General features: G+C 35.3%; 34 protein-coding genes. 24 read left to right on the top strand and 10 right to left on the bottom strand.

Annotation, left to right across the window (positions count from 1 at the left end):
• The first annotated feature begins 1 nt into the window (after position 1).
• The 17 genes from RHO12_12680 to RHO12_12600 all read left to right on the top strand — a co-directional run bounded on the left by RHO12_12680 (position 2) and on the right by RHO12_12600 (position 14,485).
• Positions 2–151, top strand: a complete 150-nt coding sequence (locus RHO12_12680; protein WVD67449.1) for a DUF2635 domain-containing protein — start codon at positions 2–4, stop codon at positions 149–151.
• On the top strand, positions 152–1,642 hold the full coding sequence (locus RHO12_12675) for a phage tail sheath subtilisin-like domain-containing protein (protein ID WVD67448.1): 1,491 nt from the start codon (positions 152–154) through the stop codon (positions 1,640–1,642).
• A 39-nt stretch (positions 1,643–1,681) separates the two neighbouring features.
• Positions 1,682–2,038 (top strand): phage tail tube protein, encoded by a 357-nt coding sequence (locus tag RHO12_12670; protein ID WVD67447.1) that lies wholly within the window; start codon positions 1,682–1,684, stop codon positions 2,036–2,038.
• A 2-nt stretch (positions 2,039–2,040) separates the two neighbouring features.
• The gene (locus RHO12_12665; GenBank protein WVD67446.1) at positions 2,041–2,343 is read left to right on the top strand and encodes a phage tail assembly protein; all 303 of its coding nucleotides are present in this window, start codon (positions 2,041–2,043) and stop codon (positions 2,341–2,343) included.
• Positions 2,344–2,485: 142 nt separating this feature from the next.
• Positions 2,486–3,679: a hypothetical protein gene (locus RHO12_12660; GenBank protein WVD67445.1), complete on the top strand. Its 1,194-nt coding sequence runs from the start codon at positions 2,486–2,488 to the stop codon at positions 3,677–3,679.
• Between the two features lie 17 nt (positions 3,680–3,696).
• Positions 3,697–5,052 carry a DNA circularization N-terminal domain-containing protein gene (locus RHO12_12655; protein ID WVD67444.1) on the top strand — a complete coding sequence of 452 codons (1,356 nt, stop codon included), beginning with the start codon at positions 3,697–3,699 and terminating at the stop codon, positions 5,050–5,052.
• A gap of 2 nt (positions 5,053–5,054) precedes the next feature.
• Positions 5,055–6,122, top strand: coding sequence for a contractile injection system protein, VgrG/Pvc8 family (locus RHO12_12650; protein WVD67443.1), 1,068 nt, complete (start codon positions 5,055–5,057; stop codon positions 6,120–6,122).
• On the top strand, positions 6,119–6,673 hold the full coding sequence (locus tag RHO12_12645) for a phage baseplate assembly protein (protein ID WVD67442.1): 555 nt from the start codon (positions 6,119–6,121) through the stop codon (positions 6,671–6,673). Before RHO12_12650 ends, RHO12_12645 begins: the two co-directional genes overlap by 4 nt.
• A gap of 69 nt (positions 6,674–6,742) precedes the next feature.
• Positions 6,743–7,030 (top strand): hypothetical protein, encoded by a 288-nt coding sequence (locus RHO12_12640; GenBank protein ID WVD67441.1) that lies wholly within the window; start codon positions 6,743–6,745, stop codon positions 7,028–7,030.
• Positions 7,031–7,088: 58 nt separating this feature from the next.
• Positions 7,089–7,526 carry a phage GP46 family protein gene (locus RHO12_12635; protein WVD67440.1) on the top strand — a complete coding sequence of 146 codons (438 nt, stop codon included), beginning with the start codon at positions 7,089–7,091 and terminating at the stop codon, positions 7,524–7,526.
• Positions 7,527–8,663 carry a baseplate J/gp47 family protein gene (locus RHO12_12630; protein WVD67439.1) on the top strand — a complete coding sequence of 379 codons (1,137 nt, stop codon included), beginning with the start codon at positions 7,527–7,529 and terminating at the stop codon, positions 8,661–8,663. It begins immediately after the preceding gene.
• Positions 8,656–9,246 (top strand): DUF2313 domain-containing protein, encoded by a 591-nt coding sequence (locus tag RHO12_12625; protein ID WVD67438.1) that lies wholly within the window; start codon positions 8,656–8,658, stop codon positions 9,244–9,246. The genes RHO12_12630 and RHO12_12625 overlap by 8 nt, the downstream gene beginning before the upstream one ends.
• Positions 9,247–9,255: 9 nt before the next feature.
• Complete coding sequence (locus tag RHO12_12620) at positions 9,256–9,969, top strand: hypothetical protein (GenBank protein ID WVD67437.1); 714 nt, start codon at positions 9,256–9,258, stop codon at positions 9,967–9,969.
• Position 9,970: 1 nt separating this feature from the next.
• The gene (locus RHO12_12615; GenBank protein WVD67436.1) at positions 9,971–10,510 is read left to right on the top strand and encodes a tail fiber assembly protein; all 540 of its coding nucleotides are present in this window, start codon (positions 9,971–9,973) and stop codon (positions 10,508–10,510) included.
• 12 nt (positions 10,511–10,522) lie between these two features.
• Positions 10,523–13,804 (top strand): tail fiber protein, encoded by a 3,282-nt coding sequence (locus tag RHO12_12610; protein ID WVD67435.1) that lies wholly within the window; start codon positions 10,523–10,525, stop codon positions 13,802–13,804.
• Positions 13,805–13,819: 15 nt separating this feature from the next.
• Positions 13,820–14,230, top strand: coding sequence for a hypothetical protein (locus RHO12_12605; GenBank protein ID WVD67434.1), 411 nt, complete (start codon positions 13,820–13,822; stop codon positions 14,228–14,230).
• A 27-nt stretch (positions 14,231–14,257) separates the two neighbouring features.
• Entirely contained in the window at positions 14,258–14,485 is a 228-nt protein-coding gene (locus RHO12_12600) for a hypothetical protein (protein ID WVD67433.1), read from the top strand.
• A 174-nt stretch (positions 14,486–14,659) separates the two neighbouring features.
• Here the strand turns inward: RHO12_12600 and RHO12_12595 are convergent, their stop codons facing one another.
• The 3 genes from RHO12_12595 to RHO12_12585 form a co-directional block, all read right to left on the bottom strand.
• Positions 14,660–14,986 (bottom strand): hypothetical protein, encoded by a 327-nt coding sequence (locus RHO12_12595; GenBank protein ID WVD67432.1) that lies wholly within the window; start codon positions 14,984–14,986, stop codon positions 14,660–14,662.
• A gap of 104 nt (positions 14,987–15,090) precedes the next feature.
• On the bottom strand, positions 15,091–15,381 hold the full coding sequence (locus tag RHO12_12590) for a helix-turn-helix transcriptional regulator (GenBank protein ID WVD67431.1): 291 nt from the start codon (positions 15,379–15,381) through the stop codon (positions 15,091–15,093).
• A complete protein-coding gene (locus RHO12_12585; GenBank protein ID WVD67430.1) occupies positions 15,374–15,694 on the bottom strand; it encodes a type II toxin-antitoxin system RelE/ParE family toxin in 321 nt (106 codons plus the stop codon). Before RHO12_12585 ends, RHO12_12590 begins: the two co-directional genes overlap by 8 nt.
• Positions 15,695–15,882: 188 nt before the next feature.
• On the opposite strand from RHO12_12585, the gene RHO12_12580 reads away from it, so the two are divergent.
• Positions 15,883–16,104 carry a hypothetical protein gene (locus tag RHO12_12580; protein ID WVD67429.1) on the top strand — a complete coding sequence of 74 codons (222 nt, stop codon included), beginning with the start codon at positions 15,883–15,885 and terminating at the stop codon, positions 16,102–16,104.
• A gap of 30 nt (positions 16,105–16,134) precedes the next feature.
• Here RHO12_12580 and RHO12_12575 read toward each other — a convergent pair whose 3' ends face one another.
• From RHO12_12575 to RHO12_12565, 3 genes are all read right to left on the bottom strand, one after another.
• Positions 16,135–16,338, bottom strand: coding sequence for a hypothetical protein (locus tag RHO12_12575; GenBank protein ID WVD67428.1), 204 nt, complete (start codon positions 16,336–16,338; stop codon positions 16,135–16,137).
• A 175-nt stretch (positions 16,339–16,513) separates the two neighbouring features.
• Complete coding sequence (locus RHO12_12570; protein WVD67427.1) at positions 16,514–17,461, bottom strand: ParB/RepB/Spo0J family plasmid partition protein; 948 nt, start codon at positions 17,459–17,461, stop codon at positions 16,514–16,516.
• A 1-nt stretch (position 17,462) separates the two neighbouring features.
• On the bottom strand, positions 17,463–18,623 hold the full coding sequence (locus RHO12_12565) for an AAA family ATPase (protein WVD67426.1): 1,161 nt from the start codon (positions 18,621–18,623) through the stop codon (positions 17,463–17,465).
• 814 nt (positions 18,624–19,437) lie between these two features.
• Between RHO12_12565 and RHO12_12560 the strand changes: the two genes are divergently transcribed.
• The 3 genes from RHO12_12560 (at position 19,438) to RHO12_12550 (ending at position 21,926) form a co-directional block, all read left to right on the top strand.
• Positions 19,438–20,598: an AAA family ATPase gene (locus RHO12_12560; protein ID WVD67425.1), complete on the top strand. Its 1,161-nt coding sequence runs from the start codon at positions 19,438–19,440 to the stop codon at positions 20,596–20,598.
• 1 nt (position 20,599) lies between these two features.
• Positions 20,600–21,547, top strand: a complete 948-nt coding sequence (locus RHO12_12555) for a ParB/RepB/Spo0J family plasmid partition protein (protein WVD67424.1) — start codon at positions 20,600–20,602, stop codon at positions 21,545–21,547.
• Positions 21,548–21,722: 175 nt separating this feature from the next.
• Positions 21,723–21,926, top strand: a complete 204-nt coding sequence (locus RHO12_12550) for a hypothetical protein (GenBank protein ID WVD67423.1) — start codon at positions 21,723–21,725, stop codon at positions 21,924–21,926.
• A gap of 30 nt (positions 21,927–21,956) precedes the next feature.
• On the opposite strand, the gene RHO12_12545 is transcribed toward RHO12_12550, so the two are convergent.
• Positions 21,957–22,178, bottom strand: coding sequence for a hypothetical protein (locus tag RHO12_12545; GenBank protein ID WVD67422.1), 222 nt, complete (start codon positions 22,176–22,178; stop codon positions 21,957–21,959).
• A 188-nt stretch (positions 22,179–22,366) separates the two neighbouring features.
• Here RHO12_12545 and RHO12_12540 point away from each other — a divergent pair, with 188 nt between their 5' ends.
• The 3 genes from RHO12_12540 (at position 22,367) to RHO12_12530 (ending at position 23,401) form a co-directional block, all read left to right on the top strand.
• On the top strand, positions 22,367–22,687 hold the full coding sequence (locus tag RHO12_12540; protein WVD67421.1) for a type II toxin-antitoxin system RelE/ParE family toxin: 321 nt from the start codon (positions 22,367–22,369) through the stop codon (positions 22,685–22,687).
• On the top strand, positions 22,680–22,970 hold the full coding sequence (locus RHO12_12535; GenBank protein ID WVD67420.1) for a helix-turn-helix transcriptional regulator: 291 nt from the start codon (positions 22,680–22,682) through the stop codon (positions 22,968–22,970). The genes RHO12_12540 and RHO12_12535 overlap by 8 nt, the downstream gene beginning before the upstream one ends.
• A 104-nt stretch (positions 22,971–23,074) precedes the next feature.
• A complete protein-coding gene (locus RHO12_12530; GenBank protein WVD67419.1) occupies positions 23,075–23,401 on the top strand; it encodes a hypothetical protein in 327 nt (108 codons plus the stop codon).
• A gap of 174 nt (positions 23,402–23,575) precedes the next feature.
• On the opposite strand, the gene RHO12_12525 is transcribed toward RHO12_12530, so the two are convergent.
• The 3 genes from RHO12_12525 to RHO12_12515 all read right to left on the bottom strand — a co-directional run.
• Positions 23,576–23,803 (bottom strand): hypothetical protein, encoded by a 228-nt coding sequence (locus RHO12_12525; protein ID WVD67418.1) that lies wholly within the window; start codon positions 23,801–23,803, stop codon positions 23,576–23,578.
• A gap of 27 nt (positions 23,804–23,830) precedes the next feature.
• Positions 23,831–24,241 (bottom strand): hypothetical protein, encoded by a 411-nt coding sequence (locus RHO12_12520; GenBank protein ID WVD67417.1) that lies wholly within the window; start codon positions 24,239–24,241, stop codon positions 23,831–23,833.
• Between the two features lie 15 nt (positions 24,242–24,256).
• Positions 24,257–24,773, bottom strand: a 517-nt coding sequence (locus tag RHO12_12515; GenBank protein WVD67416.1) for a hypothetical protein, incomplete at its 5' end; no start/stop codon positions are given.

Here is a 24,773-nt window from a genome sequence, read left to right as displayed (position 1 = left end):
CATGTTTGTTAAACCGAAAGAAGGCCGGACTATTAGAGATCCGGTGACTAAAGAAATTCTGCCCGAAAACGGCGCAACGGTGCAAAAATCACCGTTTTGGCTTCGTCGGCTCCGGGATGGTGACGTTGAACTTATCAAGGAGAAAAAGTAAATGATAGGATTCGATAATATACCTAATAATTTACGTGTACCGTTATTTTATATTGAGCTTGATAATTCGATGGCCAATAATGCGGTTGCTTCGCAAAACACGCTGATTATTGGTCAAAAACTTGCGTCAGGTAGTGCTACTGCAAATGAAGCGGTGGTTGTTTCATCTGCGAGTACAGTTATCACATTAGCTGGTCAAGGCTCTATGCTGCACAATCAATTTACGGCTTACAGCGGAAATGATACATCAGGTAAAATTTATATCTTACCGCTTGAAGATGATAGTGAATCAATGATTGCCGCAGTTGGTAAAATCATTATTGATTCAGCACCTACCGAAAGTGGATTGATTAGCTTGTACGTTGCTGGTACTAAATTACAGTTAACCGCAACACCGAATCAAGCAAAAGAAACTATCGCTGTAAATATAGCAGAGCGAATTAATGCTAAGTCAGAACTGCCAGTCAAAGCAGCCGTTTCAGATTATACCGTTACACTTACGGCTAAAAATTTAGGTGCTCATGGTAATGACATCAAAATTATTTTGAATTATTTAGGCAGCTCAGGAAGTGAATATACACCGACCGGAATGGGGATCACTATCCAAAATATGAGTGGCGGCGCAGGCGTTCCTGATCTTGCCTCTGCACTGGCAAATTTAAGTGATAAAACGTTTGATTTTATTATCAACCCTTATACCGATATAACATCGCTTAACACGCTGAAAGACTTTCTATCTGATGATGTTGGGCGCTGGAGCTATGCCTCACAGTTGTATGGCCATTTTTTTAGTGCTTGTAGCGGTACGTATGGCGAGATTACGACGCTAGGCGAATCACGGAACGATCAGCACGGCTCGATTTTGGGTGTTTATGACTCTCCAACCTCGGCTTATTGCTGGTCGGCTGCTTATGCCGGCGCCGCAGCGGTGAGTTTACGAAATGATCCTGGTCGGCCACTTCAAACGTTGTCAATTAACAAAGTATTAGCGCCATCGTTGTCGTCTATTTTTGATTTAAACGAGCGTAACAATCTACTTTACAGCGGAATATCTACATATAGCGTTGATGACGATAAAACGGTTCGAATTGAAAATATTATTACGAATTATCAAAAAAATAAATTTGGTGATGAAGATGATAGTTACCTGCAAGTTGAACGCATGTTTTTATTGATGTTTGTTATGCGCTATATGAAAGCTAAAGTGACCAGCAAGCTTGCTCGAATGAAGTTAGCAGCAGATGGTACTCGCTTTCCGCCGGGTTCCTCAATTGTTACACCTAAAATCATAAAAAGTGAGCTTATTGCGCAATACAGGTGGCTTGAAAATAACGGATATGTACAAGGTGCCGATACTTTTGCTAAAGAGCTTATTGTTGAAATTAACGCTCAAAATCCAGATCGTGTTGATGTTATTTGGCCGGGAACATTAATCAGTGCATTACGTGTTTTTGCTGTTAAAAATCAATTTAGGAATCGAGTAAACAATTAATTTATATTCCCCACATTCGTGTGGGGAAAAGGGGAAATTATGACCTTATTAGCTGGCACAGCTTATGTCACTATTGATGGCCAATCAATTATGGTTGTCGGTAATTTTAAATATCAAGCATCAAAAATTAAGAGAGAAACATTAGTTGGAATGGATGGTGTTCACGGTTATAAAGAGACGCATATTGCCCCTTTTATTTCTTGTGATGTCCGAGATAGTGGTGGGACCACGGTCGCAGATTTTAATAAGATGGTGAATGTTACTATTAGCGTCGAACTAGCAAACGGTAAGATGCTTACTGGCAGTAATATGTGGAGCGTTGAAACACAAGAGGTATCATCAGATGATGCCGTATTTAGCCTCAAATTTGAAGGCGGATCGTTAAGCGAGGGGTAATAATGCAATCAATTACAGAAAAAAACGAATTTGAATCAACGAAAGTTATTACGTTAATAACTCCAATTGCAAATAATGATAATTCGTTAAAATATGAATCAGTACAGCTGAGAGAGCCGACTATTTTAGAGATGGAGAATTATTATAATGATATTAAATCAAATAATAATCATCTTTCGGCAGTCAAAAAAATGGTTTCGTTAATGTCAGCTATCCCCATGGAAATAACCAATAAACTCAAGTGGCGTGATTTTAAAAACTGTGAGAGCTACTTAATGGGTTTTTTCGACTATACGCCGGAATAGATATTTATCGTGTTTTGGCAGAGGTTACTTATTTTTATCATTGGGGACCCTTAGATGCATCAATGCTAACCGCATCAAGGCTTCTTTGGTGGCACGAACAAGCACGGAAAATAAATGAGATGCGGTTAAATGAGGGTTAATAATGGCTAATATGTTTGATGTTGGCATTAAAGCAACTGCATATGGTATTGATGAAATCCAGAAAATGGATGACTCAGTCAAAAAGCTTGATGCTAATGCGATAAAAGCGAATAAAAGTCTTGAGGGTGGTGGCAAAAAAGCAAAAGAAGGATTATCACCGGTGGGTGATATTTTAAAAGATATAAACGTCTCGGCTAAATTTGGAGCAGAGATTATTGGAAAGATGTCTTCACCTATAAAGGGGATCGGAGAACTTGCTTTAAAATATAAAAATGTACTTGGTGGTGTTGGTTTTGTTGGAGGGGTTATTGGACTTGGTAATAAGCTAGTTAATGATGCAAATAAACATGCAACAGAGACAGCTAATTATGTTGCATTATCTCAGTCGAACAACATGGCACCTCGTGATTTTAGCAAGTTAGTAGGCGCTATGCGAATCATCGGCATAGAGAAAGAAAGCGCAGAAGGATCTGTATCTAAATTTTATACTTTATTTAATGAAGCCCTGCAAGGTCGAGATAAAGATTCTCTGAGTTATTTTAACCAAATTGGTGTGAAAATAGAAAAAGATGACAATGGTCTAGCTGATGTCAGTAAAACTATTCAAAATTTCGCATCCAAATTTGAAAAATTAAATCCGGCCATTCAGGGAACCCTCGCAAGTAAACTTGGTTTAGATAATAATCAAATGAAGTTATTGCAAAGAGGAGGCGAAATTGAAACGCTCTCTCAAAAAGCAGAAGATTTAAATCTAGTTGATGATCAAGAATACATAGATAGATCTTTAGAATATAAAAAAACCGATGAAGAATATCAAGCGTGGTCCAGTGGTATTTATAATAATTTTTCTCGTTATGTTGATAAATTGGTTATGGGTTCTGCTGGGGCATTTAAAGCGGCAACGGTTGATATCAGTAAAAACGGTGCAGATTCTTCTTATGCTAATGAGGCTGGCTATGCGCTTGAGATGAGTGGAGATGGTGCGATGTTTGGTTTTCAAAGCTCTAGAGATGTAGAAGTTAAAAAAGAGGTAGTAGATAAGTCAGACACGATAATTAATCCACCCCAATATTTGCATCAGGATAATAATGAAAAAAAAGTGACTGAAGTAAAAATTACAATTGAAAAGGATAATGATTCAGAGAGTATTACGGTCCCAATTGGCGGAACAATCACAAAATCAATGTCATTCTAATTAAAAGGTTAAATGTTATGGACTGGAATGATAAATTATTAAAAGCCTCTTTCCGGGGCATACCTTTTGCCATTATTGATGTATCTTCAAGTCATGGCCGTCGTAATGCAACGCACGAATATCCTTACCGTGATAAAGCTTGGGTTGAAGATATTGGACGAAAGGTTAGAAAAATCAAATTAAATGGTTTTTTAGTTGGAAGCAGTTTGCTTTATAAAAGCTCTGATATTATTACTCAGCGAGATAATCTTGTTGCTGCCTGCGAAAAAATGGGGGTAGGGACACTTGTTCACCCGACGTTCGGTGAGTTAACAGTATCAGTTGATGATTTAACGATAAAAGAGGGCGTAAGTAACGGTAATACAGTTGAATTTTCATTATCTGTAACAGAGTCAGGATTGCGTGTTTTTGCGATTACGAATATTAAAGAAATAGAGTCAACGGTTGATAACTCGTATTTGTCTGTTATTGCATCGGTTGCCAGTAGTTATATCTCTAGCGTTAAAATGATTTTAATGAAGTCTAACCAAGCTATAAAAACACTGGTTAAAACGACGGGATATTGGGAAAATTCAATAACAAGTATAACAGATGAAGCTTCTAATCTGGTGAATACCGTGAATGATCTTTTCGGAAATAGGAAATATGGACGTTATAGTTCTGGCGATGTTGGTGGGCATGTTAATGGCGTAAATGGTAATGTAACAAATACGGATGATACCAATGATTACAATTTACTGATGAAGCAAAAGATTATCAGCTCAATTTTAAATAAAAGTAAAACAGCGAATAATCTTTCATCAATTAACGGTCTTAATAATGCCGGTGATATTGATGATTACACAAAGAATATATGCGTTGGTATTCAATCCATTCTTGATTCTGGTTTATCAAAATATGACATGTTAAATGCCTTTGAAAAATTATACTGGCTACAGTATGTCGAATATGATGTTGATAATAAAAACATTATAGTTTTAGCAATGACGAATTTGTATTTTAAGATCATCATTGCTGCTTTATTCGCTAAAATATCGGCTGAATACATCCCTTCAAGTTATGATGATGCTATGTCTGTGTTAAAGCGAGTGATATTAGTCTTAGATGATGCACTTTTACTTGTTGGTAACTATTCTCTTGATGATGTGTATATTCAATTAAAGCAGTTAAAAAGCGATATCATTAACGCGGTTAATGTGAAAGGAGCGAATCTATCGCATTTAACTGAGGTGATAACTTACGCTCCTGTTCCAGCGTTAACAATGGCTAATCAACTTTATCAAGATGCTAACCGAGCTGATGAGCTTATTGTTTCGGCCAATCCCATTCACCCGGCGTTTATGCCAACAAAATTTAATGCGCTAAGTGAGTAATTATGAATGATGATTTAATTTTACGCTTAGATGACAAAGAGATAATTGGATGGGATAGTTTGCGAGTCAGTCGTTCTATTGAGCGTTTCCCTACAAATTTTAGCTTGTCACTTATGGATAATTATGACGTAACTGGCAATACTCAAATAATAAGACCTGGTCGAGAATGTCAAATTTATCTTGGCAGTGATTTGGTTTGTACGGGTTACATCGATCAGTGGATGGTCTCTAAAACGTCGACATCGCATCAAGTCAACGTCTCCGGACGTGGTAAGTGCCAAGATTTAGTCGATTGCTCTGCCAATTGGCCCAACAATGTGATTAGCAATACAAACGTTATCGCACTTTGTCAAAAACTGGCGAATTCTTATGGAATAAAAGTAAAAAGTAATATAAAAAACTTCCAAATTTTACCGCAGTTTAATTTAAATTGGGGGGAAACATCACAGGAAATTATTGACCGAATTTGTCGATGGGCCGGATTACTTTATTATGAACTTCCTGATGGCAGTCTCTATTTAACAAGAGTGAATAATAAGAAAGCGGCTAGTGGCATTGAAGAAGGTAAGAATATTGAAAAATATGATTATTCCGTCTCTTTGGCATCCCGGTATTCCGAGTATTCAGGTATTTCAATATCCGCATTACCTCTTCAGGAACTTGGCACTGCTGGTTATTCTCAAATGATGGTTGCGAAAGCTAAAGATCCTGATTATAAAAAATTACGTTTTAGAAATAAAATAACGATTGTTGAAAGCACGATGACGAGTGCTAAATTAGCACAAGACTGTATAAATTGGGAAATGAATCGGCGCTATGGGCGCTCTAAGCAAATCAAAGTCACACTGGATAGCTGGCGAGATTCTTCGGGAGCATTATGGGAGCAAAATACCTTAGTCCCCGTTAATATTCCATCCATTGATTTAAAAAACGAACTCTGGTTAATCGCAAGTGTAGAGTATCAAAAAGGGAAAAAAGGAACACGGTGTGACATGATTTTAATGCCTCCGGAAGCCTTTATTGTTGAACCTTTTCAATTTTATTCACCCCTTGCGGAGCTTCAAAAATGATTGAAGAAATTAAAAAACTTTATCGAAATATAAAAATGATGATAGGGATCGGCCAAGTTGTACAAGTTAACGATAGCGGACCAATTCAAATTGCTCAGTATCAAACAGCATTAGAATCAAAAGATAATACGCCACGCATCGCTGAGTTTGGTTTTTCTTCATCGTTACCGGCTGATAGTGATGTTGTAATGGTGTTTATTGGCGGTGATAGAACAAATGGAATTATTGTAGCCAGCAATCATAAAGAGTCTCGATACAAAGATTTAAAGCAGGGGGAGACGGTCATTTACAATCAGTGGGGCGATCATATTATTTTATCGAAAAGTGGCATTACGGTTCAAGCAAATAGCAAGCCCGTTAAAATTGTCACGACAGCTACCGTTGAAATTGATGCACCACTATTAACAGTAACGGGACAAGTTATAGACAATACAGCAGGGGGAAATACGGAAACGATTAGCCAGCTAAGAGATCGTTTTAATCGGCATACTCATCTTGTCAAAAATGTGGCCAGCGGCTATCAAGCCATTAATTCAGAAGTTCAAAATTAAGATTAATATTCTTCATTTATTTTTTATGTGTAAAATAGTTATCTTTTATTAATTAAATGGAGTTTTTTTATGGGAAATATAAATAAAATTAAAGTTGATGATGAATCTAGTTTGCTTGCAAAAAAAACATACAGTTCTTTAACTTTTTTTTGTCAGTTTGCTCGGGTTTTATTTGCATTAACCATTATGTTTTTATCATTTTTTCTCTATGCATTTGGCACATATAAAACAGAAATAGTTAACATAATTGCTATTTTAATTCTATTTATTTTGGGTGTTAATTTTTTTAACAATTATATGCTAATGAAAATAAAGCAATTTGAAAACATGAATAAGTTATTAAATAAAATAGAATAAACCTTTCTAATTATATTTAAATTAAACCGCCGTTGGGCGGTTTTTTTATGGGGAAAAAATGAGTGATATAACCACATTTTTTGATTTAGATGTCATGAGAGGCGATTGGTCAGTTGATTTTGGCGATTTAAAGCAAGGTAACGATTTATCAACATCTATTATGATCAGTTTATTTACTGACGGCTTAGCCAATGCCGATGATGAAATTGAAGATAATAATCGGCGTGGCTGGTGGGCTGATATCTTTTATGATTCAAATATTGGATCAAGGCTTTGGCTTCTTTATCGTCAAAAACTCACATTAAATGTTGCTCGCCGCGCTGAACTTTACGCTAATGAGGCACTTCAATGGTTGATATCCGATGGTGTTGTTAGTCAATTTGATATAACTAGCCAAATTATCTACCCAAACAGCCTTTATTTACAGGTTACTTATTACAAGCCAAATGGCGATGTCAGTACATTAAAATTTAATCGAATTTGGGAGCAAGTGTAAATGCCATTTAAACGTAAAACACTATCAGAACTTCAATCTATTGTAACGAGCGATATTGAAAATGGCCAAAAAGATATTGGCTCGCTGCTTCGATTTTCGAATATGCGAGTCATTGGAAATACAGTCGCTGGCATGAGCCATTTGCAATACGGGTATTTAGATTACATTGCAAAGCAAGCTACGCCCTATACAGCAACAGATGAATATTTAGCCGCATGGGGTGCAACTCGCAAGATATTTAGGTACCCACCAACAGCAGCGACGTGCAAAAAGGTACTCTTTGAGGGAAAGGCTGGTGTTTCTATTCAAAAAGGTACCAAATTAAATCGGAGTGATGGCTACCAATATACGGTTGATAACGGGCTTACTATCAATTCAAATGGCGAATCTTACGCAAGTATTACTGCAGTATTAAAAGACCCTTTTGATGATATTACGTGCGGCGGTAAAGATGGGAACATTGATGCTGGGACGCTATTGACTTTTGACGAGCCGATTACTGGATTATCAAATCAGGTTACGACAATCGATCCGATTACGGGTGGTAGTGATGTTGAAAATGAAGAAGATTTTAGGTCTCGAGTTTTGCATCGCTATCAAAATACCCCACAAGGCGGTAGTAATGATGATTACATTAGTTGGGCGTTATCGATACCCGGCGTAACTCGTGCTTGGATTAAGCGCAGAATAATAGGGGTGGGGTCGGTTGGCGTCTATTTTATGATGGATGGCAATAGTAATAATGGATTTCCGGTTGGTAGTGATGGAATATCAAATAAAGAAGATTGGGGAGCTTATAAGGCAACAGGGGACCAACTAACAGTAGCAAATTATATTTACGATTTTCAGCCAGTCACCGCACTCGTATGGGTGTGCTCTCCCATTGCTAAAAAAATTAATTTCGAAATAAGAGGGATATCAAGCGCAAGTGATAGTGTCAAAAAAGAACTCCATCAAGCGATTGAAAATGTCTTTTTTAGTGAAGGTGAATTGGCTGGAATGATTAACTTATCATCAATCATCAAAGCAATTTCAAATGTTGATGGGACAAATGGATTTATTCTTAATACCCCAAATTCGAATATATCGCTTGGTACCGGGGAGTTGCCGTCAATCGGGGTAATTAGTTATGTCTAAGTATAGTCAAGATGAGTATGCAATGGCATTAAAACAATTAATGCCAAAAGGGATCATTTGGGGTGATAGAAATTCAATTCAATATCGTTTGTTGATGTCTATTGCGAAAAGTTTTCAACGTATTGATGATGAAGCTATTAATTTAATTACTTCCGCTTTTCCGGGTTCATCGATTACTTTTTTAGATGAGTGGGAGAAAAGCCTCGGATTACCGGATAGTTGTAGTTTTGGTGAAAAACAGACTTACCAAGATAGGCTTTTAGCCGTCTTTTTAAAATTCATTAGCATCGGAGGCCAAAGTAAATCGTATTTTACTGAACTGGCATCTGCATTATCGAAAGTTATCAAAATAAAAGAATTCCGCCAAGCCCGGTGTGGGCTATCTCGAGCAGGTGATCGAATTTATGGCGAAGAGTGGCCGTTTGTGTGGCAAGTTCTAGGACTTAATGATAATAGGCAGTTTGCTAAAGCCGGAATGTCTCGATGTGGTGATCCGCTTATGACGCATGGCAACTCAACCATTGAATGTCGATTAGATAAATATTCACCTTCTCATACTATTTTACAATTTATTTATGATTAAGGAATTACAATGCAAAAAATAGGAAGCATTACTTCATCAGCAACTGCGTCTGGTGAGTTTACTGACGGTGTTGTCGCAGCAGGTATTGAACCTACGATTTTACCTGCGGCTTGGTTTAACACTATTCAAAGAGAGTTAGTCAACATTATTGTTTCATCAGGGATGACACTCGATCCTAATGATGATACACAAATCGCTCAGGCAATACGAGGATTAACTAACTCATCAGTAGGCAAGTTTGAGTTATCAATGAAAAGACTATATCAACTTGATAATGGCTGGTATTCATTGAATGGTGATACATTTCTTGTTTCTTCACCTCAAGGAAAAGTCCTTAATTCATTCTCAACAGAGTTTAAAGCTGACTGGGGTATTTCTATATCTGGAGATAGGATTAACCTCCCTAATTTTTTCTCTAAAGATGGAAGAGGGGCATTTCTTCGAGTAGTAAACGGTTCAAGTAGACAAGTAGGTTCTTGGGAAGATGACAAAATAAGGAACATATGGGGTAACGTTTATTCTTTTAATAAAGGTGCATACATAGAAAGCGCAAGTCAGGGTGCTCTTTATATTAGTTCAACATGGAATTCATCAATTAAATCTGGAAGTGGTGATAATTGGGGCGGAATAATTAGTATGGATGCGTCTAGAGTTGTGCCAACCGGCATTGAAAACAACCCTGTTAACTTAGGCCTTACAGCTGCAATGTATCTAGGAGTGTAAAATGGCAGAAATAAATTATTATTATGATTCATTAAGTGAAAATAGACAATTCACTCATTCTCTTGAAAGCAACAATAACAGCTTGGCGCCATTTAACGCTTTGCGAGAAGCCCCCGAATTTAAAGACGGTTTCTGGCCGTGTGAAAAAAATGGTGCTTGGGTTTTGATTGAAAGTTTCATAGGTCAGTATGCATACAATAAAAAAAATAAAGAAAGTATGCTAATCCAAAAATTAGGCCCCGTTGATGACGATTACACTTTACTCGTGCCATGTAAGTATGATGAATGGAATGGAGAAAAGTGGGTGAAAAATGAAAAATTAGAAGAAGAAGAAAGAATAAACAATATAACTAAAGAGAAAAATGAACGGATAAATATAGCAACTGAGCAAATAAGCATACTCCAGTATGGCGAAAGCATTCAACAACTTACAGATTCAGAAATTTTACTATTAAAAAAATGGCAAGAGTATCGATTTTTAGTTAATAGAATAGATGTAAAAGGGTCTGATTGTATTTTTCCAGATGAACCAACTTTATAGGGTGGATACTTTATGGCACGGATTTTTGGCTATTTGAAAAATGGCTCCGGGGAAGTGATATCAAATTGTAAAATTAGATTTGTTTCGTTAAAAAATACAATGAATGTTATCGACAAAATAAACTGTTCTATTATTACGGATAGCTATGGATATTACGATTTAACATTGAATAATTCTGAGTACGCTGTTTATATTTCAACTTTACATAAAGGCATTGAACATTACATAGGAGATATAACTATTTATCATGATTCCCCTGACGATACACTAAATAATTTTTTAACTATTCCAAGTGAAAGCGATCTTACTCCAGCGCTGATTAATGATTTTTATCAAGTACGAAATCAAACCATCATTGCGGCAAATAAAGCTGATGATGCCTGTAATAGAATAGAAGATATTGGTGCAAAAATATTAGAACTTCACCCTGTTTTAACTGTAAATAATACATTCCCCGATGAAAAAGGGAATGTATTGGTAGACGTCAAAAAAGGTATCGAGCTAAGTTCATCGCTGAGTAGTGATTCAGAAGAAACGGCGGCGACATCGAAGGCGATTAAGTCGGTGGTAGCCTTAGTAGATGCTAAAAAGGATGTAGAGTTAAGCTCGTCGTTAAGTAGTGATTCAGAAGAAACCGGTGCGACTTCAAAAGCAGTGAAAGAGGCTTATGATTTAGCATTAACAGCCAATGAAGGAGTAGTTGAGGCGTTAAATTTAGGCAAAGTTGTGGGTACGACAGAACGACCAGGAGTGGTGAAATTAAGCTCGTCGTTAAGTAGTGATTCAGAGGAAACAGCAGCGACGTCGAAGGCGATTAAATCAGTGGTTGCTTTAATAGATGCTAAAAAGGGTGTAGAGCTAAGCTCATCGCTGAGTAGTGATTCAGAAGAAACTGGTGCGACCTCAAAAGCAGTAAAAGAGGCTTATGATTTAGCATTGACAGCCAATGAAGGAGTAGTTGAGGCGTTAAATTTAGGCAAAGTTGTGGGTACGACAGAACGACCAGGAGTGGTGAAATTAAGCTCGTCGTTAAGTAGTGATTCAGAGGAAACAGCAGCAACGTCGAAGGCGATTAAGTCAGTGGTTGCTTTAATAGATGCTAAAAAGGGTGTAGATCTAAGCTCATCGCTGAGTAGTGATTCAGAGGAAACAGCAGCGACATCGAAGGCGATTAAGTCAGTGGTTGCTTTAATAGACGCTAAAAAGGGTGTAGATCTAAGCTCGTCGTTAAGTAGTGATTCAGAGGAAACAGCAGCAACGTCGAAGGCGATTAAGTCAGTGGTTGCTTTAATAGACGCTAAAAAGGGTGTAGAGCTAAGCTCATCGCTGAGTAGTGATTCAGAGGAAACAGCAGCGACATCGAAGGCGATTAAGTCAGTGGTTGCTTTAATAGACGCTAAAAAGGGTGTAGATCTAAGCTCGTCGTTAAGTAGTGATTCAGAGGAAACAGCAGCGACATCGAAGGCGATTAAGTCAGTGGTTGCTTTAATAGACGCTAAAAAGGGTGTAGAGCTAAGCTCATCGCTGAGTAGTGATTCAGAGGAAACAGCAGCGACATCGAAGGCGATTAAGTCAGTGGTTGCTTTAATAGACGCTAAAAAGGGTGTAGAGCTAAGCTCATCGCTGAGTAGTGATTCAGAGGAAACAGCAGCGACATCGAAGGCGATTAAGTCAGTGGTTGCTTTAATAGATGCTAAAAAGGGTGTAGAGCTAAGCTCATCACTGAGTAGTGATTCAGAAGAAACCGGTGCGACCTCAAAAGCAGTAAAAGAGGCTTATGATTTAGCATTGACAGCCAATAAAGGAGTAGTTGAGGCGTTAAATTTAGGCAAAGTTGTGGGTACAACAGAACGACCAGGAGTGGTGAAATTAAGCTCGTCGTTAAGTAGTGATTCAGAGGAAACAGCAGCGACATCGAAGGCGATTAAGTCAGTGGTTGCTTTAATAGACGCTAAAAAGGGTGTAGAGCTAAGCTCATCGCTGAGTAGTGATTCAGAGGAAACAGCAGCGACATCGAAGGCGATTAAGTCAGTGGTTGCTTTAATAGATGCTAAAAAGGGTGTAGAGCTAAGCTCATCACTGAGTAGTGATTCAGAAGAAACCGGTGCGACTTCAAAAGCAGTGAAAGAGGCTTATGATTTAGCATTAACAGCCAATGAAGGAGTAGTTGAGGCGTTAAATTTAGGCAAAGTTGTGGGTACGACAGAACGACCAGGAGTGGTGAAATTAAGCTCGTCGTTAAGTAGTGATTCAGAGGAAACAGCAGCGACGTCGAAGGCGATTAAATCAGTGGTTGCTTTAATAGATGCTAAAAAGGGTGTAGAGCTAAGCTCATCGCTGAGTAGTGATTCAGAAGAAACTGGTGCGACCTCAAAAGCAGTAAAAGAGGCTTATGATTTAGCATTGACAGCCAATGAAGGAGTAGTTGAGGCGTTAAATTTAGGCAAAGTTGTGGGTACGACAGAACGACCAGGAGTGGTGAAATTAAGCTCGTCGTTAAGTAGTGATTCAGAGGAAACAGCAGCAACGTCGAAGGCGATTAAGTCAGTGGTTGCTTTAATAGACGCTAAAAAGGGTGTAGAGCTAAGCTCATCGCTGAGTAGTGATTCAGAAGAAACTGGTGCGACCTCAAAAGCAGTAAAAGAGGCTTATGATTTAGCATTGACAGCCAATGAAGGAGTAGTTGAGGCGTTAAATTTAGGCAAAGTTGTGGGTACAACAGAACGACCAGGAGTGGTGAAATTAAGCTCGTCGTTAAGTAGTGATTCAGAGGAAACTGCAGCAACATCAAAAGCAGTTAAAATCATTAAGGATTCAATTAATCCTATTGTTAATAATATAAGTGTAGACCCAAATAATGCCGGGGGGGCGCTATATTTATTTGCTCCAAATAGTGGTGGACGCTATTCGCTTCAAGTTAAAGCAGATGGACATAATGGAGTGTGGGATGATGTAAATAAAAGGTGGTTGTATTGCTTTAATCCTGATGGTTATCTTGTTCATGGTATCAACCCATCTATCATTGGCGTGGGGCAGTCTTATCAAAATGTTACAAATTCAAGAATTAATTATGTTACATACACAAACACAACAAGCAGGCCTATTTTAGCAAGCGTAATGTCTCCATCTGGAAATGTTACAATTATAAAATTAAATGGTGTGGAAGTATTCAGAATACCTGCAAACACTTATCATAGTTTCATAATCCCTCCTGGTTCAAATTACAGCGCAAGCTTGGCTGCATACTCAGTATCAGGAAGGCCTGCGAGTGCAAACTGGGTAGAGTTGCGATAAATTATTGGAGTATATATGAAGTATTATAAAGATCAAAAAAACAATATATGGGCTTTTGATGATGATGTTGATGTAGCTATCATGCGCCTAGATTTAATAGAAATGACAGAAAAAGAAATAAACACAATGTTATTTGTGTCAGATGAACAAATTACAGTTCCTCAATCATTAAGTCGTTTTCAAGCTATGACAGTTCTGAAACTCACTAAACTAGAGGACGGAATCACTCTATATCAAGCAACTGATGCATATATTAATTCACTTGATAATGATTCAGTTGAAAGCATAACTGCAAAGACAGCGTGGGAAACTGCGCAAGAATTTAGGCGTGATTCGACTTTGATTCAATTAGCTGGGAAATTGTTTAATCTAACTGATGAACAAGTCGATAAAATGTTCTTTGAAGGGGCAAAGATAAAAGCATAATTAAAAACCTACAATTAAGGAATTTCAATGTATTTTTACAAGTTAGCAATAGCACTTGACCAGTTTTTTAATGCACTAATTTCAGGTAAGCCGAACGAAACGCTATCTAGCAGAGCTTACAGATGTGCTAACTTAACTGACAACGCTAAAAAGCGATGGATTATTGCAGAAAAAGTTATTAATGCCATATTTTTTTGGCAAAAAAAACACTGTTACCTCGCTTACGTTTCACAACGAAAACGCAATCGTTTATAGATATAAAGTATACTCGCTAAAATCTGAGTTGAAGTTGACTAATGAAAAAAGGGTAACTATGGATCACACACTTCATAGTTGCCCTTTTTTAAATCATCTAGTTAATTATATTTTACAATCAGATTATGAATTTAGATTTGTACCTGCTACGGACGTAACAGCACAAAGTAGAATTTAAACATCAAACTTTTTACAAAGCTGTTCAGTTAATTCATTGGTTTTTGTCATGTAAGGTTCAAGATATTCACTATTATCTATAATGCAATAAATACCTTTTGATCCATTTCCAAATATGAAATACACAGAACCTTTGAGATCATCTTTTTTTGCAATTAGTCTCATTTCATCTAAATTTTGGTACCAATCAAGCATGTCACTTAGCGAGTGTGTTTTATTAATCGCTTCCCCGTCATCGACACTTATAGTAAATTGGTGCGACATTAATTCATTATATAAAGCTGTGATTATTTTAATTTCGTTTTTTTGCGTTACTGATATCATGTTATCACCTTGTTAATTACACTTTATAGTTATTGTATAAAAATGTGTTTTCATTCCAGATTTAGCCTATCCATACTTTGAACTCAGTGAAAAAACCTTTCAAACTAAGATGATAGATTAAAATCAATTTTTGCATTACAGGCATCTAAGTATTTAAAAATAGTTTGCATACTTGATTTGCTAGGATTACTTTCGATTCTATGAATATTTGATGGTGCGACTTTTAGTTTTCTTGCAACATCAGATGAGGTTAAATTAGCGTTATAACGAGCCTTTGAAAGTAGTTCTTTTAGTTTCCATTCATATTCTGCATTTTCATATGCTTCTTTTGCTGCATCATTGCAAAGCATTACTTTCTCTAAGTCAAGAATCGTTTTTGAGTGCTTTTTAGTCATTTTGTATGATCTCCTTTAATCTATCTCGTGCTATTTTAATTGCTACTGCTGGAGTTTTTTGCGTCTTTTTTACAAATGAATGTAATAAATAAACTGTATTATTTTTTTGATATGCATAAATACTTCTGGCTATATTGTTACGCTCTATTGCTCTTAATTCAAATAACCCGTTACCTAATGCTCGGCTATCTGGCATTTTCAGTTGACCGATTTTTTCTAATTTTTTTATTAGATGAAACATTTTACCACTTAGTTCATCAGGTAATTCTGATAACTCTAAAAAAGCATCATCATGTATTTTTATATTAAACATTTTAAACCCTTTTTTTATCTTATAAAGTAATTTTATCTTATATGATAAAAAAAGCAAGTTATTTTTATCACATAAAGTAATTTTCTCTTATAAAATAAATTTATCATATAAGATAATAAAATGAGTTGCATCAGGAGCGTGTTAGAGCTACTCTATTTTCATTGAGACAAGAAATAAAGACTATTAAAATGAAAGAATTAAATTTGTTACAAGAAATTATAAGAGATGTAGATGCAGCAAATAGGCTAAGGGATAATATTTCATGGAAAAATTGGGAGTCCGCAGATGTAATTTTAGAGTCATATCAATTTAAACCAACAAATGTATTAAAATCTATTTTAGAAAGAGCAATAAAAACTGACGGTTTATCACTTGAAAAAGATATATCTAGATTTAAAAAATTTAGTTAAATATGTGAATAGGGACTATAGTCCCTATTTTTAGTTATCTATTTCAGCAATATTTTGATGACAAGAATTTGTAATCTCTTTAGCTACTCCGATTAAATTAGTTATATCTTTATCAAAAACCCCCGAATTATCATTCTCTAGAGTATTTTGGATTATATTTATTAATGAATGTAATTGCTCCAGCTTTAGATCAATCGGTTCCAATTTTAATTTTAATATTTTTTTGCTAATCATTATGTATTTCCTATGGTGGGTTAATACATTAATGTATATTTAATTTTTTTAGATTTAGATAGTTTTTTTGTATTATAATTAAATTGGCTGATGGTTAGCCGGAAAAGATTTATCTTACCGGCTTACCATTTTTTAAGGAATACTAAAATTTGAGCATAAAAAATTTCTGATAGTGTTATGTATCTAGGTTTCTTTCTAATAACTGCTCAATTTGTTTTATTAGGTCTTCTGGTGCATTTTTTAATGAAAACGTAACGTCAGTAGGGGTTTTATACGTTGCTTTTACTCCATTCCTAAAAAAGCGTTCTTTTGGCTTTATTTGTTCAGGTAGAACAGTTTCAAATTTAGATATAACTTGCTCAGTAGTAAGTTCGTTTTTAATTTTAACTAATTCTATAGCTATTATCATTACCGATTCTTTATGGCTTCTATAAATCTTAGCTAATCGCTCGCCAGCTCTTGCGCTTAATTCGTTAGGTGATTTAAAGCATTTAATTACTTCAATCGGTAGTGATGCTGTTTCTATGCAACGTTTAATTATTTTTCTATCGACTTTGATATCTTCAGATAATTGGCTTACATTATTAAAGAATTCACGCTCTAATCTAGTTTTATAACGCATTCCAATTTCGTAAGCACTAGGCTTGCGATGGTCATTACCAGTTTCAGAAAGGTAATCCATTTCTTTGTCGGTTAAGTCGCCCACTAATACAAGGTAGTCTTTTTTAGCTAAAATGGCCGCTTTTCTTCTTCTGCTTCCGTCTGCAACCTCAATAACACCGCTTATTTCTCGTCCAATGCCGGGGAATTGCTGTCCTGATTTGGTCATTGTTGGCATAATGTCATCGAGAGCGTCGCTATCAAGTAACTCTTGTAATCGAATATTGTCGGAATAGACCATCGTTGCTTTATTTACAAAATTTGCATCTATTTTTTTACATATAAAAGTTATATCACGGCCGAGAACAGGTAAAGTTATGGTATTGCCGGGCGAAACGGCTACTGATCTTCGTGATAAAGCTGCTACGGTTGGAGTTGGTGAGCGCTTTGACGATGTTTTTATCTGTTCTTCAATATCTAATTGTTCTGAGTTATTCAAATTTAAAGTAGGTGCTCGTTTCATATTAGTTACTCCATCGTGGTGTTATCAATTTATTTAAAATTTCATTAGCGACAGGCTCCCATATTGATATTGCATTTCTCCATGCACTTGACGTGCTTCTTTGGTCAGCGGCTTGTTCGAATATAGTTCGCATTCTAATTTGACCTTTTCCTACTTCGTCAGTTGTTCTCACTATTTCTTTTAGTACCATTTCATTCCATGAAGCCCTAATTTGATCAAGCATCCATTCGCTTTGACTCCCCATTGAATTGCTATATTTTGTAACCAAGACTTTAACATCTGGCTCAAACCCTCCAAGGTCAATATTAGACAATACATCATTTAACATGGTAAAGAACTGGTAAGAGCTAACGTAATCGTAAAGTTCGGCAGGTGTTGGTACTATAATCACATCGGAAGCGCAAACAAGGTTAACAGTTCCAACTCCGAGTGTCGGTGCACTATCAATTATAATAATGTCATAATCTTTCCAAATAGTCTCTATACCTGCCCTTAGTAATAAATGAGGTTCATAAGCTAATTTATTATCATCATATTGTGCGTAAACTTCGCTCTCAATGCGATGTAACTCTAAACATGATGGAATTATGTCCAACTTGGGCCAGCAAGTAGTTTTTATTGCGTAAGATAAGTCATTTTTCTCACCAATCATAAACGGTAAAACAGTATTTTCCCCTGTTATGTGCAATTCGGGGACATAACCGTGATAAAGGGATGCTGTCGCTTGTGGGTCCATATCTATTATAAGCGTCCTGAATCCTTGTAAGGCATAAGATTGTGCGATATGAACTGCTGATGAGGTTTTATAAGCACCGCCTTTATTAACTGATACGGAAATAACAACAGGATCAGAATTGACTGGACGTTTAGGAGCAGTACCAAAAATATCTCGCATGTGGTCAATTTGATAAATAGTATAACCTTCTCTTCGCTGAACACTCCCAGCTTGAATAAAATCAGGAGGCGGAAGTTGACCTGATTCCTCTGATGCTCGAATCGTTGGTTCGGAAACACCCGCTAATTCAGCAGCTTCTTTTATACCAAATCGCCTAGTAATTGTGCGAGAAGTAGGGTCACTATCTCCAAATTGAGCCTTTGCAATCTGCATAGTCATTACTTGCCCACGCTTTATACATTGTTCTAAAGTATTTTTTAAACTCATAAAAATTCTCCTTTTTTAACTTTGTTTATTCTACAGCATTTTGCCTTTTTTAAGCAAAATACTATAAAAAAAGCAAAATAATTTTTTTGTGAAATTTTAAAACCTGCTTTTTTTAGTTGTTACTTTTTAATACGTTACAAAATTATTGATTAAAAACATATAGATATGAATAAATTTTCAATTTTATAAATATTGTTACATATGATTTTTTTTTAAATTTTATAAATTTATTATCTAAATTCACTTAAACGATAAAATAAGGTACCATAAGTAACTAATGATAAATTATAAAAGGTGCCATAATAAAAGTCAATATAAAAGGTACCATAAATAACAATTAAAGGGTTCACACATCAAAAGGGATCATATGTATCTATAGATAAGTACCACATCAACCGTTTAATCGCGCGATTAAACGGTTGATGTGGTACTTATCTATAGATACATATGATCCCTTTTGATGTGTGAACCCTTTAATTGTTATTTATGGTACCTTTTATATTGACTTTTATTATGGCACCTTTTATAATTTATCATTAGTTACTTATGGTACCTTATTTTATCGTTTAAGTGAATTTAGATAATAAATTTATAAAATTTAAAAAAAAATCATATGTAACAATATTTATAAAATTGAAAATTTATTCATATCTATATGTTTTTAATCAATAATTTTGTAACGTATTAAAAAGTAACAACTAAAAAAAGCAGGTTTTAAAATTTCACAAAAAAATTATTTTGCTTTTTTTATAGTATTTTGCTTAAAAAAGGCAAAATGCTGTAGAATAAACAAAGTTAAAAAAGGAGAATTTTTATGAGTTTAAAAAATACTTTAGAACAATGTATAAAGCGTGGGCAAGTAATGACTATGCAGATTGCAAAGGCTCAATTTGGAGATAGTGACCCTACTTCTCGCACAATTACTAGGCGATTTGGTATAAAAGAAGCTGCTGAATTAGCGGGTGTTTCCGAACCAACGATTCGAGCATCAGAGGAATCAGGTCAACTTCCGCCTCCTGATTTTATTCAAGCTGGGAGTGTTCAGCGAAGAGAAGGTTATACTATTTATCAAATTGACCACATGCGAGATATTTTTGGTACTGCTCCTAAACGTCCAGTCAATTCTGATCCTGTTGTTATTTCCGTATCAGTTAATAAAGGCGGTGCTTATAAAACCTCATCAGCAGTTCATATCGCACAATCTTATGCCTTACAAGGATTCAGGACGCTTATAATAGATATGGACCCACAAGCGACAGCATCCCTTTATCACGGTTATGTCCCCGAATTGCACATAACAGGGGAAAATACTGTTTTACCGTTTATGATTGGTGAGAAAAATGACTTATCTTACGCAATAAAAACTACTTGCTGGCCCAAGTTGGACATAATTCCATCATGTTTAGAGTTACATCGCATTGAGAGCGAAGTTTACGCACAATATGATGATAATAAATTAGCTTATGAACCTCATTTATTACTAAGGGCAGGTATAGAGACTATTTGGAAAGATTATGACATTATTATAATTGATAGTGCACCGACACTCGGAGTTGGAACTGTTAACCTTGTTTGCGCTTCCGATGTGATTATAGTACCAACACCTGCCGAACTTTACGATTACGTTAGCTCTTACCAGTTCTTTACCATGTTAAATGATGTATTGTCTAATATTGACCTTGGAGGGTTTGAGCCAGATGTTAAAGTCTTGGTTACAAAATATAGCAATTCAATGGGGAGTCAAAGCGAATGGATGCTTGATCAAATTAGGGCTTCATGGAATGAAATGGTACTAAAAGAAATAGTGAGAACAACTGACGAAGTAGGAAAAGGTCAAATTAGAATGCGAACTATATTCGAACAAGCCGCTGACCAAAGAAGCACGTCAAGTGCATGGAGAAATGCAATATCAATATGGGAGCCTGTCGCTAATGAAATTTTAAATAAATTGATAACACCACGATGGAGTAACTAATATGAAACGAGCACCTACTTTAAATTTGAATAACTCAGAACAATTAGATATTGAAGAACAGATAAAAACATCGTCAAAGCGCTCACCAACTCCAACCGTAGCAGCTTTATCACGAAGATCAGTAGCCGTTTCGCCCGGCAATACCATAACTTTACCTGTTCTCGGCCGTGATATAACTTTTATATGTAAAAAAATAGATGCAAATTTTGTAAATAAAGCAACGATGGTCTATTCCGACAATATTCGATTACAAGAGTTACTTGATAGCGACGCTCTCGATGACATTATGCCAACAATGACCAAATCAGGACAGCAATTCCCCGGCATTGGACGAGAAATAAGCGGTGTTATTGAGGTTGCAGACGGAAGCAGAAGAAGAAAAGCGGCCATTTTAGCTAAAAAAGACTACCTTGTATTAGTGGGCGACTTAACCGACAAAGAAATGGATTACCTTTCTGAAACTGGTAATGACCATCGCAAGCCTAGTGCTTACGAAATTGGAATGCGTTATAAAACTAGATTAGAGCGTGAATTCTTTAATAATGTAAGCCAATTATCTGAAGATATCAAAGTCGATAGAAAAATAATTAAACGTTGCATAGAAACAGCATCACTACCGATTGAAGTAATTAAATGCTTTAAATCACCTAACGAATTAAGCGCAAGAGCTGGCGAGCGATTAGCTAAGATTTATAGAAGCCATAAAGAATCGGTAATGATAATAGCTATAGAATTAGTTAAAATTAAAAACGAACTTACTACTGAGCAAGTTATATCTAAATTTGAAACTGTTCTACCTGAACAAATAAAGCCAAAAGAACGCTTTTTTAGGAATGGAGTAAAAGCAACGTATAAAACCCCTACTGACGTTACGTTTTCATTAAAAAATGCACCAGAAGACCTAATAAAACAAATTGAGCAGTTATTAGAAAGAAACCTAGATACATAACACTATCAGAAATTTTTTATGCTCAAATTTTAGTATTCCTTAAAAAATGGTAAGCCGGTAAGATAAATCTTTTCCGGCTAACCATCAGCCAATTTAATTATAATACAAAAAAACTATCTAAATCTAAAAAAATTAAATATACATTAATGTATTAACCCACCATAGGAAATACATAATGATTAGCAAAAAAATATTAAAATTAAAATTGGAACCGATTGATCTAAAGCTGGAGCAATTACATTCATTAATAAATATAATCCAAAATACTCTAGAGAATGATAATTCGGGGGTTTTTGATAAAGATATAACTAATTTAATCGGAGTAGCTAAAGAGATTACAAATTCTTGTCATCAAAATATTGCTGAAATAGATAACTAAAAATAGGGACTATAGTCCCTATTCACATATTTAACTAAATTTTTTAAATCTAGATATATCTTTTTCAAGTGATAAACCGTCAGTTTTTATTGCTCTTTCTAAAATAGATTTTAATACATTTGTTGGTTTAAATTGATATGACTCTAAAATTACATCTGCGGACTCCCAATTTTTCCATGAAATATTATCCCTTAGCCTATTTGCTGCATCTACATCTCTTATAATTTCTTGTAACAAATTTAATTCTTTCATTTTAATAGTCTTTATTTCTTGTCTCAATGAAAATAGAGTAGCTCTAACACGCTCCTGATGCAACTCATTTTATTATCTTATATGATAAATTTATTTTATAAGAGAAAATTACTTTATGTGATAAAAATAACTTGCTTTTTTTATCATATAAGATAAAATTACTTTATAAGATAAAAAAAGGGTTTAAAATGTTTAATATAAAAATACATGATGATGCTTTTTTAGAGTTATCAGAATTACCTGATGAACTAAGTGGTAAAATGTTTCATCTAATAAAAAAATTAGAAAAAATCGGTCAACTGAAAATGCCAGATAGCCGAGCATTAGGTAACGGGTTATTTGAATTAAGAGCAATAGAGCGTAACAATATAGCCAGAAGTATTTATGCATATCAAAAAAATAATACAGTTTATTTATTACATTCATTTGTAAAAAAGACGCAAAAAACTCCAGCAGTAGCAATTAAAATAGCACGAGATAGATTAAAGGAGATCATACAAAATGACTAAAAAGCACTCAAAAACGATTCTTGACTTAGAGAAAGTAATGCTTTGCAATGATGCAGCAAAAGAAGCATATGAAAATGCAGAATATGAATGGAAACTAAAAGAACTACTTTCAAAGGCTCGTTATAACGCTAATTTAACCTCATCTGATGTTGCAAGAAAACTAAAAGTCGCACCATCAAATATTCATAGAATCGAAAGTAATCCTAGCAAATCAAGTATGCAAACTATTTTTAAATACTTAGATGCCTGTAATGCAAAAATTGATTTTAATCTATCATCTTAGTTTGAAAGGTTTTTTCACTGAGTTCAAAGTATGGATAGGCTAAATCTGGAATGAAAACACATTTTTATACAATAACTATAAAGTGTAATTAACAAGGTGATAACATGATATCAGTAACGCAAAAAAACGAAATTAAAATAATCACAGCTTTATATAATGAATTAATGTCGCACCAATTTACTATAAGTGTCGATGACGGGGAAGCGATTAATAAAACACACTCGCTAAGTGACATGCTTGATTGGTACCAAAATTTAGATGAAATGAGACTAATTGCAAAAAAAGATGATCTCAAAGGTTCTGTGTATTTCATATTTGGAAATGGATCAAAAGGTATTTATTGCATTATAGATAATAGTGAATATCTTGAACCTTACATGACAAAAACCAATGAATTAACTGAACAGCTTTGTAAAAAGTTTGATGTTTAAATTCTACTTTGTGCTGTTACGTCCGTAGCAGGTACAAATCTAAATTCATAATCTGATTGTAAAATATAATTAACTAGATGATTTAAAAAAGGGCAACTATGAAGTGTGTGATCCATAGTTACCCTTTTTTCATTAGTCAACTTCAACTCAGATTTTAGCGAGTATACTTTATATCTATAAACGATTGCGTTTTCGTTGTGAAACGTAAGCGAGGTAACAGTGTTTTTTTTGCCAAAAAAATATGGCATTAATAACTTTTTCTGCAATAATCCATCGCTTTTTAGCGTTGTCAGTTAAGTTAGCACATCTGTAAGCTCTGCTAGATAGCGTTTCGTTCGGCTTACCTGAAATTAGTGCATTAAAAAACTGGTCAAGTGCTATTGCTAACTTGTAAAAATACATTGAAATTCCTTAATTGTAGGTTTTTAATTATGCTTTTATCTTTGCCCCTTCAAAGAACATTTTATCGACTTGTTCATCAGTTAGATTAAACAATTTCCCAGCTAATTGAATCAAAGTCGAATCACGCCTAAATTCTTGCGCAGTTTCCCACGCTGTCTTTGCAGTTATGCTTTCAACTGAATCATTATCAAGTGAATTAATATATGCATCAGTTGCTTGATATAGAGTGATTCCGTCCTCTAGTTTAGTGAGTTTCAGAACTGTCATAGCTTGAAAACGACTTAATGATTGAGGAACTGTAATTTGTTCATCTGACACAAATAACATTGTGTTTATTTCTTTTTCTGTCATTTCTATTAAATCTAGGCGCATGATAGCTACATCAACATCATCATCAAAAGCCCATATATTGTTTTTTTGATCTTTATAATACTTCATATATACTCCAATAATTTATCGCAACTCTACCCAGTTTGCACTCGCAGGCCTTCCTGATACTGAGTATGCAGCCAAGCTTGCGCTGTAATTTGAACCAGGAGGGATTATGAAACTATGATAAGTGTTTGCAGGTATTCTGAATACTTCCACACCATTTAATTTTATAATTGTAACATTTCCAGATGGAGACATTACGCTTGCTAAAATAGGCCTGCTTGTTGTGTTTGTGTATGTAACATAATTAATTCTTGAATTTGTAACATTTTGATAAGACTGCCCCACGCCAATGATAGATGGGTTGATACCATGAACAAGATAACCATCAGGATTAAAGCAATACAACCACCTTTTATTTACATCATCCCACACTCCATTATGTCCATCTGCTTTAACTTGAAGCGAATAGCGTCCACCACTATTTGGAGCAAATAAATATAGCGCCCCCCCGGCATTATTTGGGTCTACACTTATATTATTAACAATAGGATTAATTGAATCCTTAATGATTTTAACTGCTTTTGATGTTGCTGCA

The sequence above is a fragment of the Orbaceae bacterium lpD02 genome, assembly GCA_036251875.1.
GTDB lineage: Bacteria > Pseudomonadota > Gammaproteobacteria > Enterobacterales > Orbaceae > Orbus > Orbus sturtevantii.
The sequence above is the reverse complement of the archived record's forward strand: the minus strand, read 5'-3'. Positions and strand labels throughout refer to the sequence as shown.

What these genes read in the sequence shown, in the direction of transcription:
- RHO12_12680 (WVD67449.1), top strand. Translation starts at nt 2, where the DNA reads ATGTTTGTTAAACCGAAAGAAGGCCGGACTATTAGAGATCCGGTGACT.
- RHO12_12675 (WVD67448.1), top strand. Translation starts at nt 152, where the DNA reads ATGATAGGATTCGATAATATACCTAATAATTTACGTGTACCGTTATTT.
- RHO12_12670 (WVD67447.1), top strand. Translation starts at nt 1,682, where the DNA reads ATGACCTTATTAGCTGGCACAGCTTATGTCACTATTGATGGCCAATCA.
- RHO12_12665 (WVD67446.1), top strand. Translation starts at nt 2,041, where the DNA reads ATGCAATCAATTACAGAAAAAAACGAATTTGAATCAACGAAAGTTATT.
- RHO12_12660 (WVD67445.1), top strand. Translation starts at nt 2,486, where the DNA reads ATGGCTAATATGTTTGATGTTGGCATTAAAGCAACTGCATATGGTATT.
- RHO12_12655 (WVD67444.1), top strand. Translation starts at nt 3,697, where the DNA reads ATGGACTGGAATGATAAATTATTAAAAGCCTCTTTCCGGGGCATACCT.
- RHO12_12650 (WVD67443.1), top strand. Translation starts at nt 5,055, where the DNA reads ATGAATGATGATTTAATTTTACGCTTAGATGACAAAGAGATAATTGGA.
- RHO12_12645 (WVD67442.1), top strand. Translation starts at nt 6,119, where the DNA reads ATGATTGAAGAAATTAAAAAACTTTATCGAAATATAAAAATGATGATA.
- RHO12_12640 (WVD67441.1), top strand. Translation starts at nt 6,743, where the DNA reads ATGGGAAATATAAATAAAATTAAAGTTGATGATGAATCTAGTTTGCTT.
- RHO12_12635 (WVD67440.1), top strand. Translation starts at nt 7,089, where the DNA reads ATGAGTGATATAACCACATTTTTTGATTTAGATGTCATGAGAGGCGAT.
- RHO12_12630 (WVD67439.1), top strand. Translation starts at nt 7,527, where the DNA reads ATGCCATTTAAACGTAAAACACTATCAGAACTTCAATCTATTGTAACG.
- RHO12_12625 (WVD67438.1), top strand. Translation starts at nt 8,656, where the DNA reads ATGTCTAAGTATAGTCAAGATGAGTATGCAATGGCATTAAAACAATTA.
- RHO12_12620 (WVD67437.1), top strand. Translation starts at nt 9,256, where the DNA reads ATGCAAAAAATAGGAAGCATTACTTCATCAGCAACTGCGTCTGGTGAG.
- RHO12_12615 (WVD67436.1), top strand. Translation starts at nt 9,971, where the DNA reads ATGGCAGAAATAAATTATTATTATGATTCATTAAGTGAAAATAGACAA.
- RHO12_12610 (WVD67435.1), top strand. Translation starts at nt 10,523, where the DNA reads ATGGCACGGATTTTTGGCTATTTGAAAAATGGCTCCGGGGAAGTGATA.
- RHO12_12605 (WVD67434.1), top strand. Translation starts at nt 13,820, where the DNA reads ATGAAGTATTATAAAGATCAAAAAAACAATATATGGGCTTTTGATGAT.
- RHO12_12600 (WVD67433.1), top strand. Translation starts at nt 14,258, where the DNA reads ATGTATTTTTACAAGTTAGCAATAGCACTTGACCAGTTTTTTAATGCA.
- RHO12_12595 (WVD67432.1), bottom strand. Translation starts at nt 14,986, where the DNA reads ATGATATCAGTAACGCAAAAAAACGAAATTAAAATAATCACAGCTTTA.
- RHO12_12590 (WVD67431.1), bottom strand. Translation starts at nt 15,381, where the DNA reads ATGACTAAAAAGCACTCAAAAACGATTCTTGACTTAGAGAAAGTAATG.
- RHO12_12585 (WVD67430.1), bottom strand. Translation starts at nt 15,694, where the DNA reads ATGTTTAATATAAAAATACATGATGATGCTTTTTTAGAGTTATCAGAA.
- RHO12_12580 (WVD67429.1), top strand. Translation starts at nt 15,883, where the DNA reads ATGAAAGAATTAAATTTGTTACAAGAAATTATAAGAGATGTAGATGCA.
- RHO12_12575 (WVD67428.1), bottom strand. Translation starts at nt 16,338, where the DNA reads ATGATTAGCAAAAAAATATTAAAATTAAAATTGGAACCGATTGATCTA.
- RHO12_12570 (WVD67427.1), bottom strand. Translation starts at nt 17,461, where the DNA reads ATGAAACGAGCACCTACTTTAAATTTGAATAACTCAGAACAATTAGAT.
- RHO12_12565 (WVD67426.1), bottom strand. Translation starts at nt 18,623, where the DNA reads ATGAGTTTAAAAAATACTTTAGAACAATGTATAAAGCGTGGGCAAGTA.
- RHO12_12560 (WVD67425.1), top strand. Translation starts at nt 19,438, where the DNA reads ATGAGTTTAAAAAATACTTTAGAACAATGTATAAAGCGTGGGCAAGTA.
- RHO12_12555 (WVD67424.1), top strand. Translation starts at nt 20,600, where the DNA reads ATGAAACGAGCACCTACTTTAAATTTGAATAACTCAGAACAATTAGAT.
- RHO12_12550 (WVD67423.1), top strand. Translation starts at nt 21,723, where the DNA reads ATGATTAGCAAAAAAATATTAAAATTAAAATTGGAACCGATTGATCTA.
- RHO12_12545 (WVD67422.1), bottom strand. Translation starts at nt 22,178, where the DNA reads ATGAAAGAATTAAATTTGTTACAAGAAATTATAAGAGATGTAGATGCA.
- RHO12_12540 (WVD67421.1), top strand. Translation starts at nt 22,367, where the DNA reads ATGTTTAATATAAAAATACATGATGATGCTTTTTTAGAGTTATCAGAA.
- RHO12_12535 (WVD67420.1), top strand. Translation starts at nt 22,680, where the DNA reads ATGACTAAAAAGCACTCAAAAACGATTCTTGACTTAGAGAAAGTAATG.
- RHO12_12530 (WVD67419.1), top strand. Translation starts at nt 23,075, where the DNA reads ATGATATCAGTAACGCAAAAAAACGAAATTAAAATAATCACAGCTTTA.
- RHO12_12525 (WVD67418.1), bottom strand. Translation starts at nt 23,803, where the DNA reads ATGTATTTTTACAAGTTAGCAATAGCACTTGACCAGTTTTTTAATGCA.
- RHO12_12520 (WVD67417.1), bottom strand. Translation starts at nt 24,241, where the DNA reads ATGAAGTATTATAAAGATCAAAAAAACAATATATGGGCTTTTGATGAT.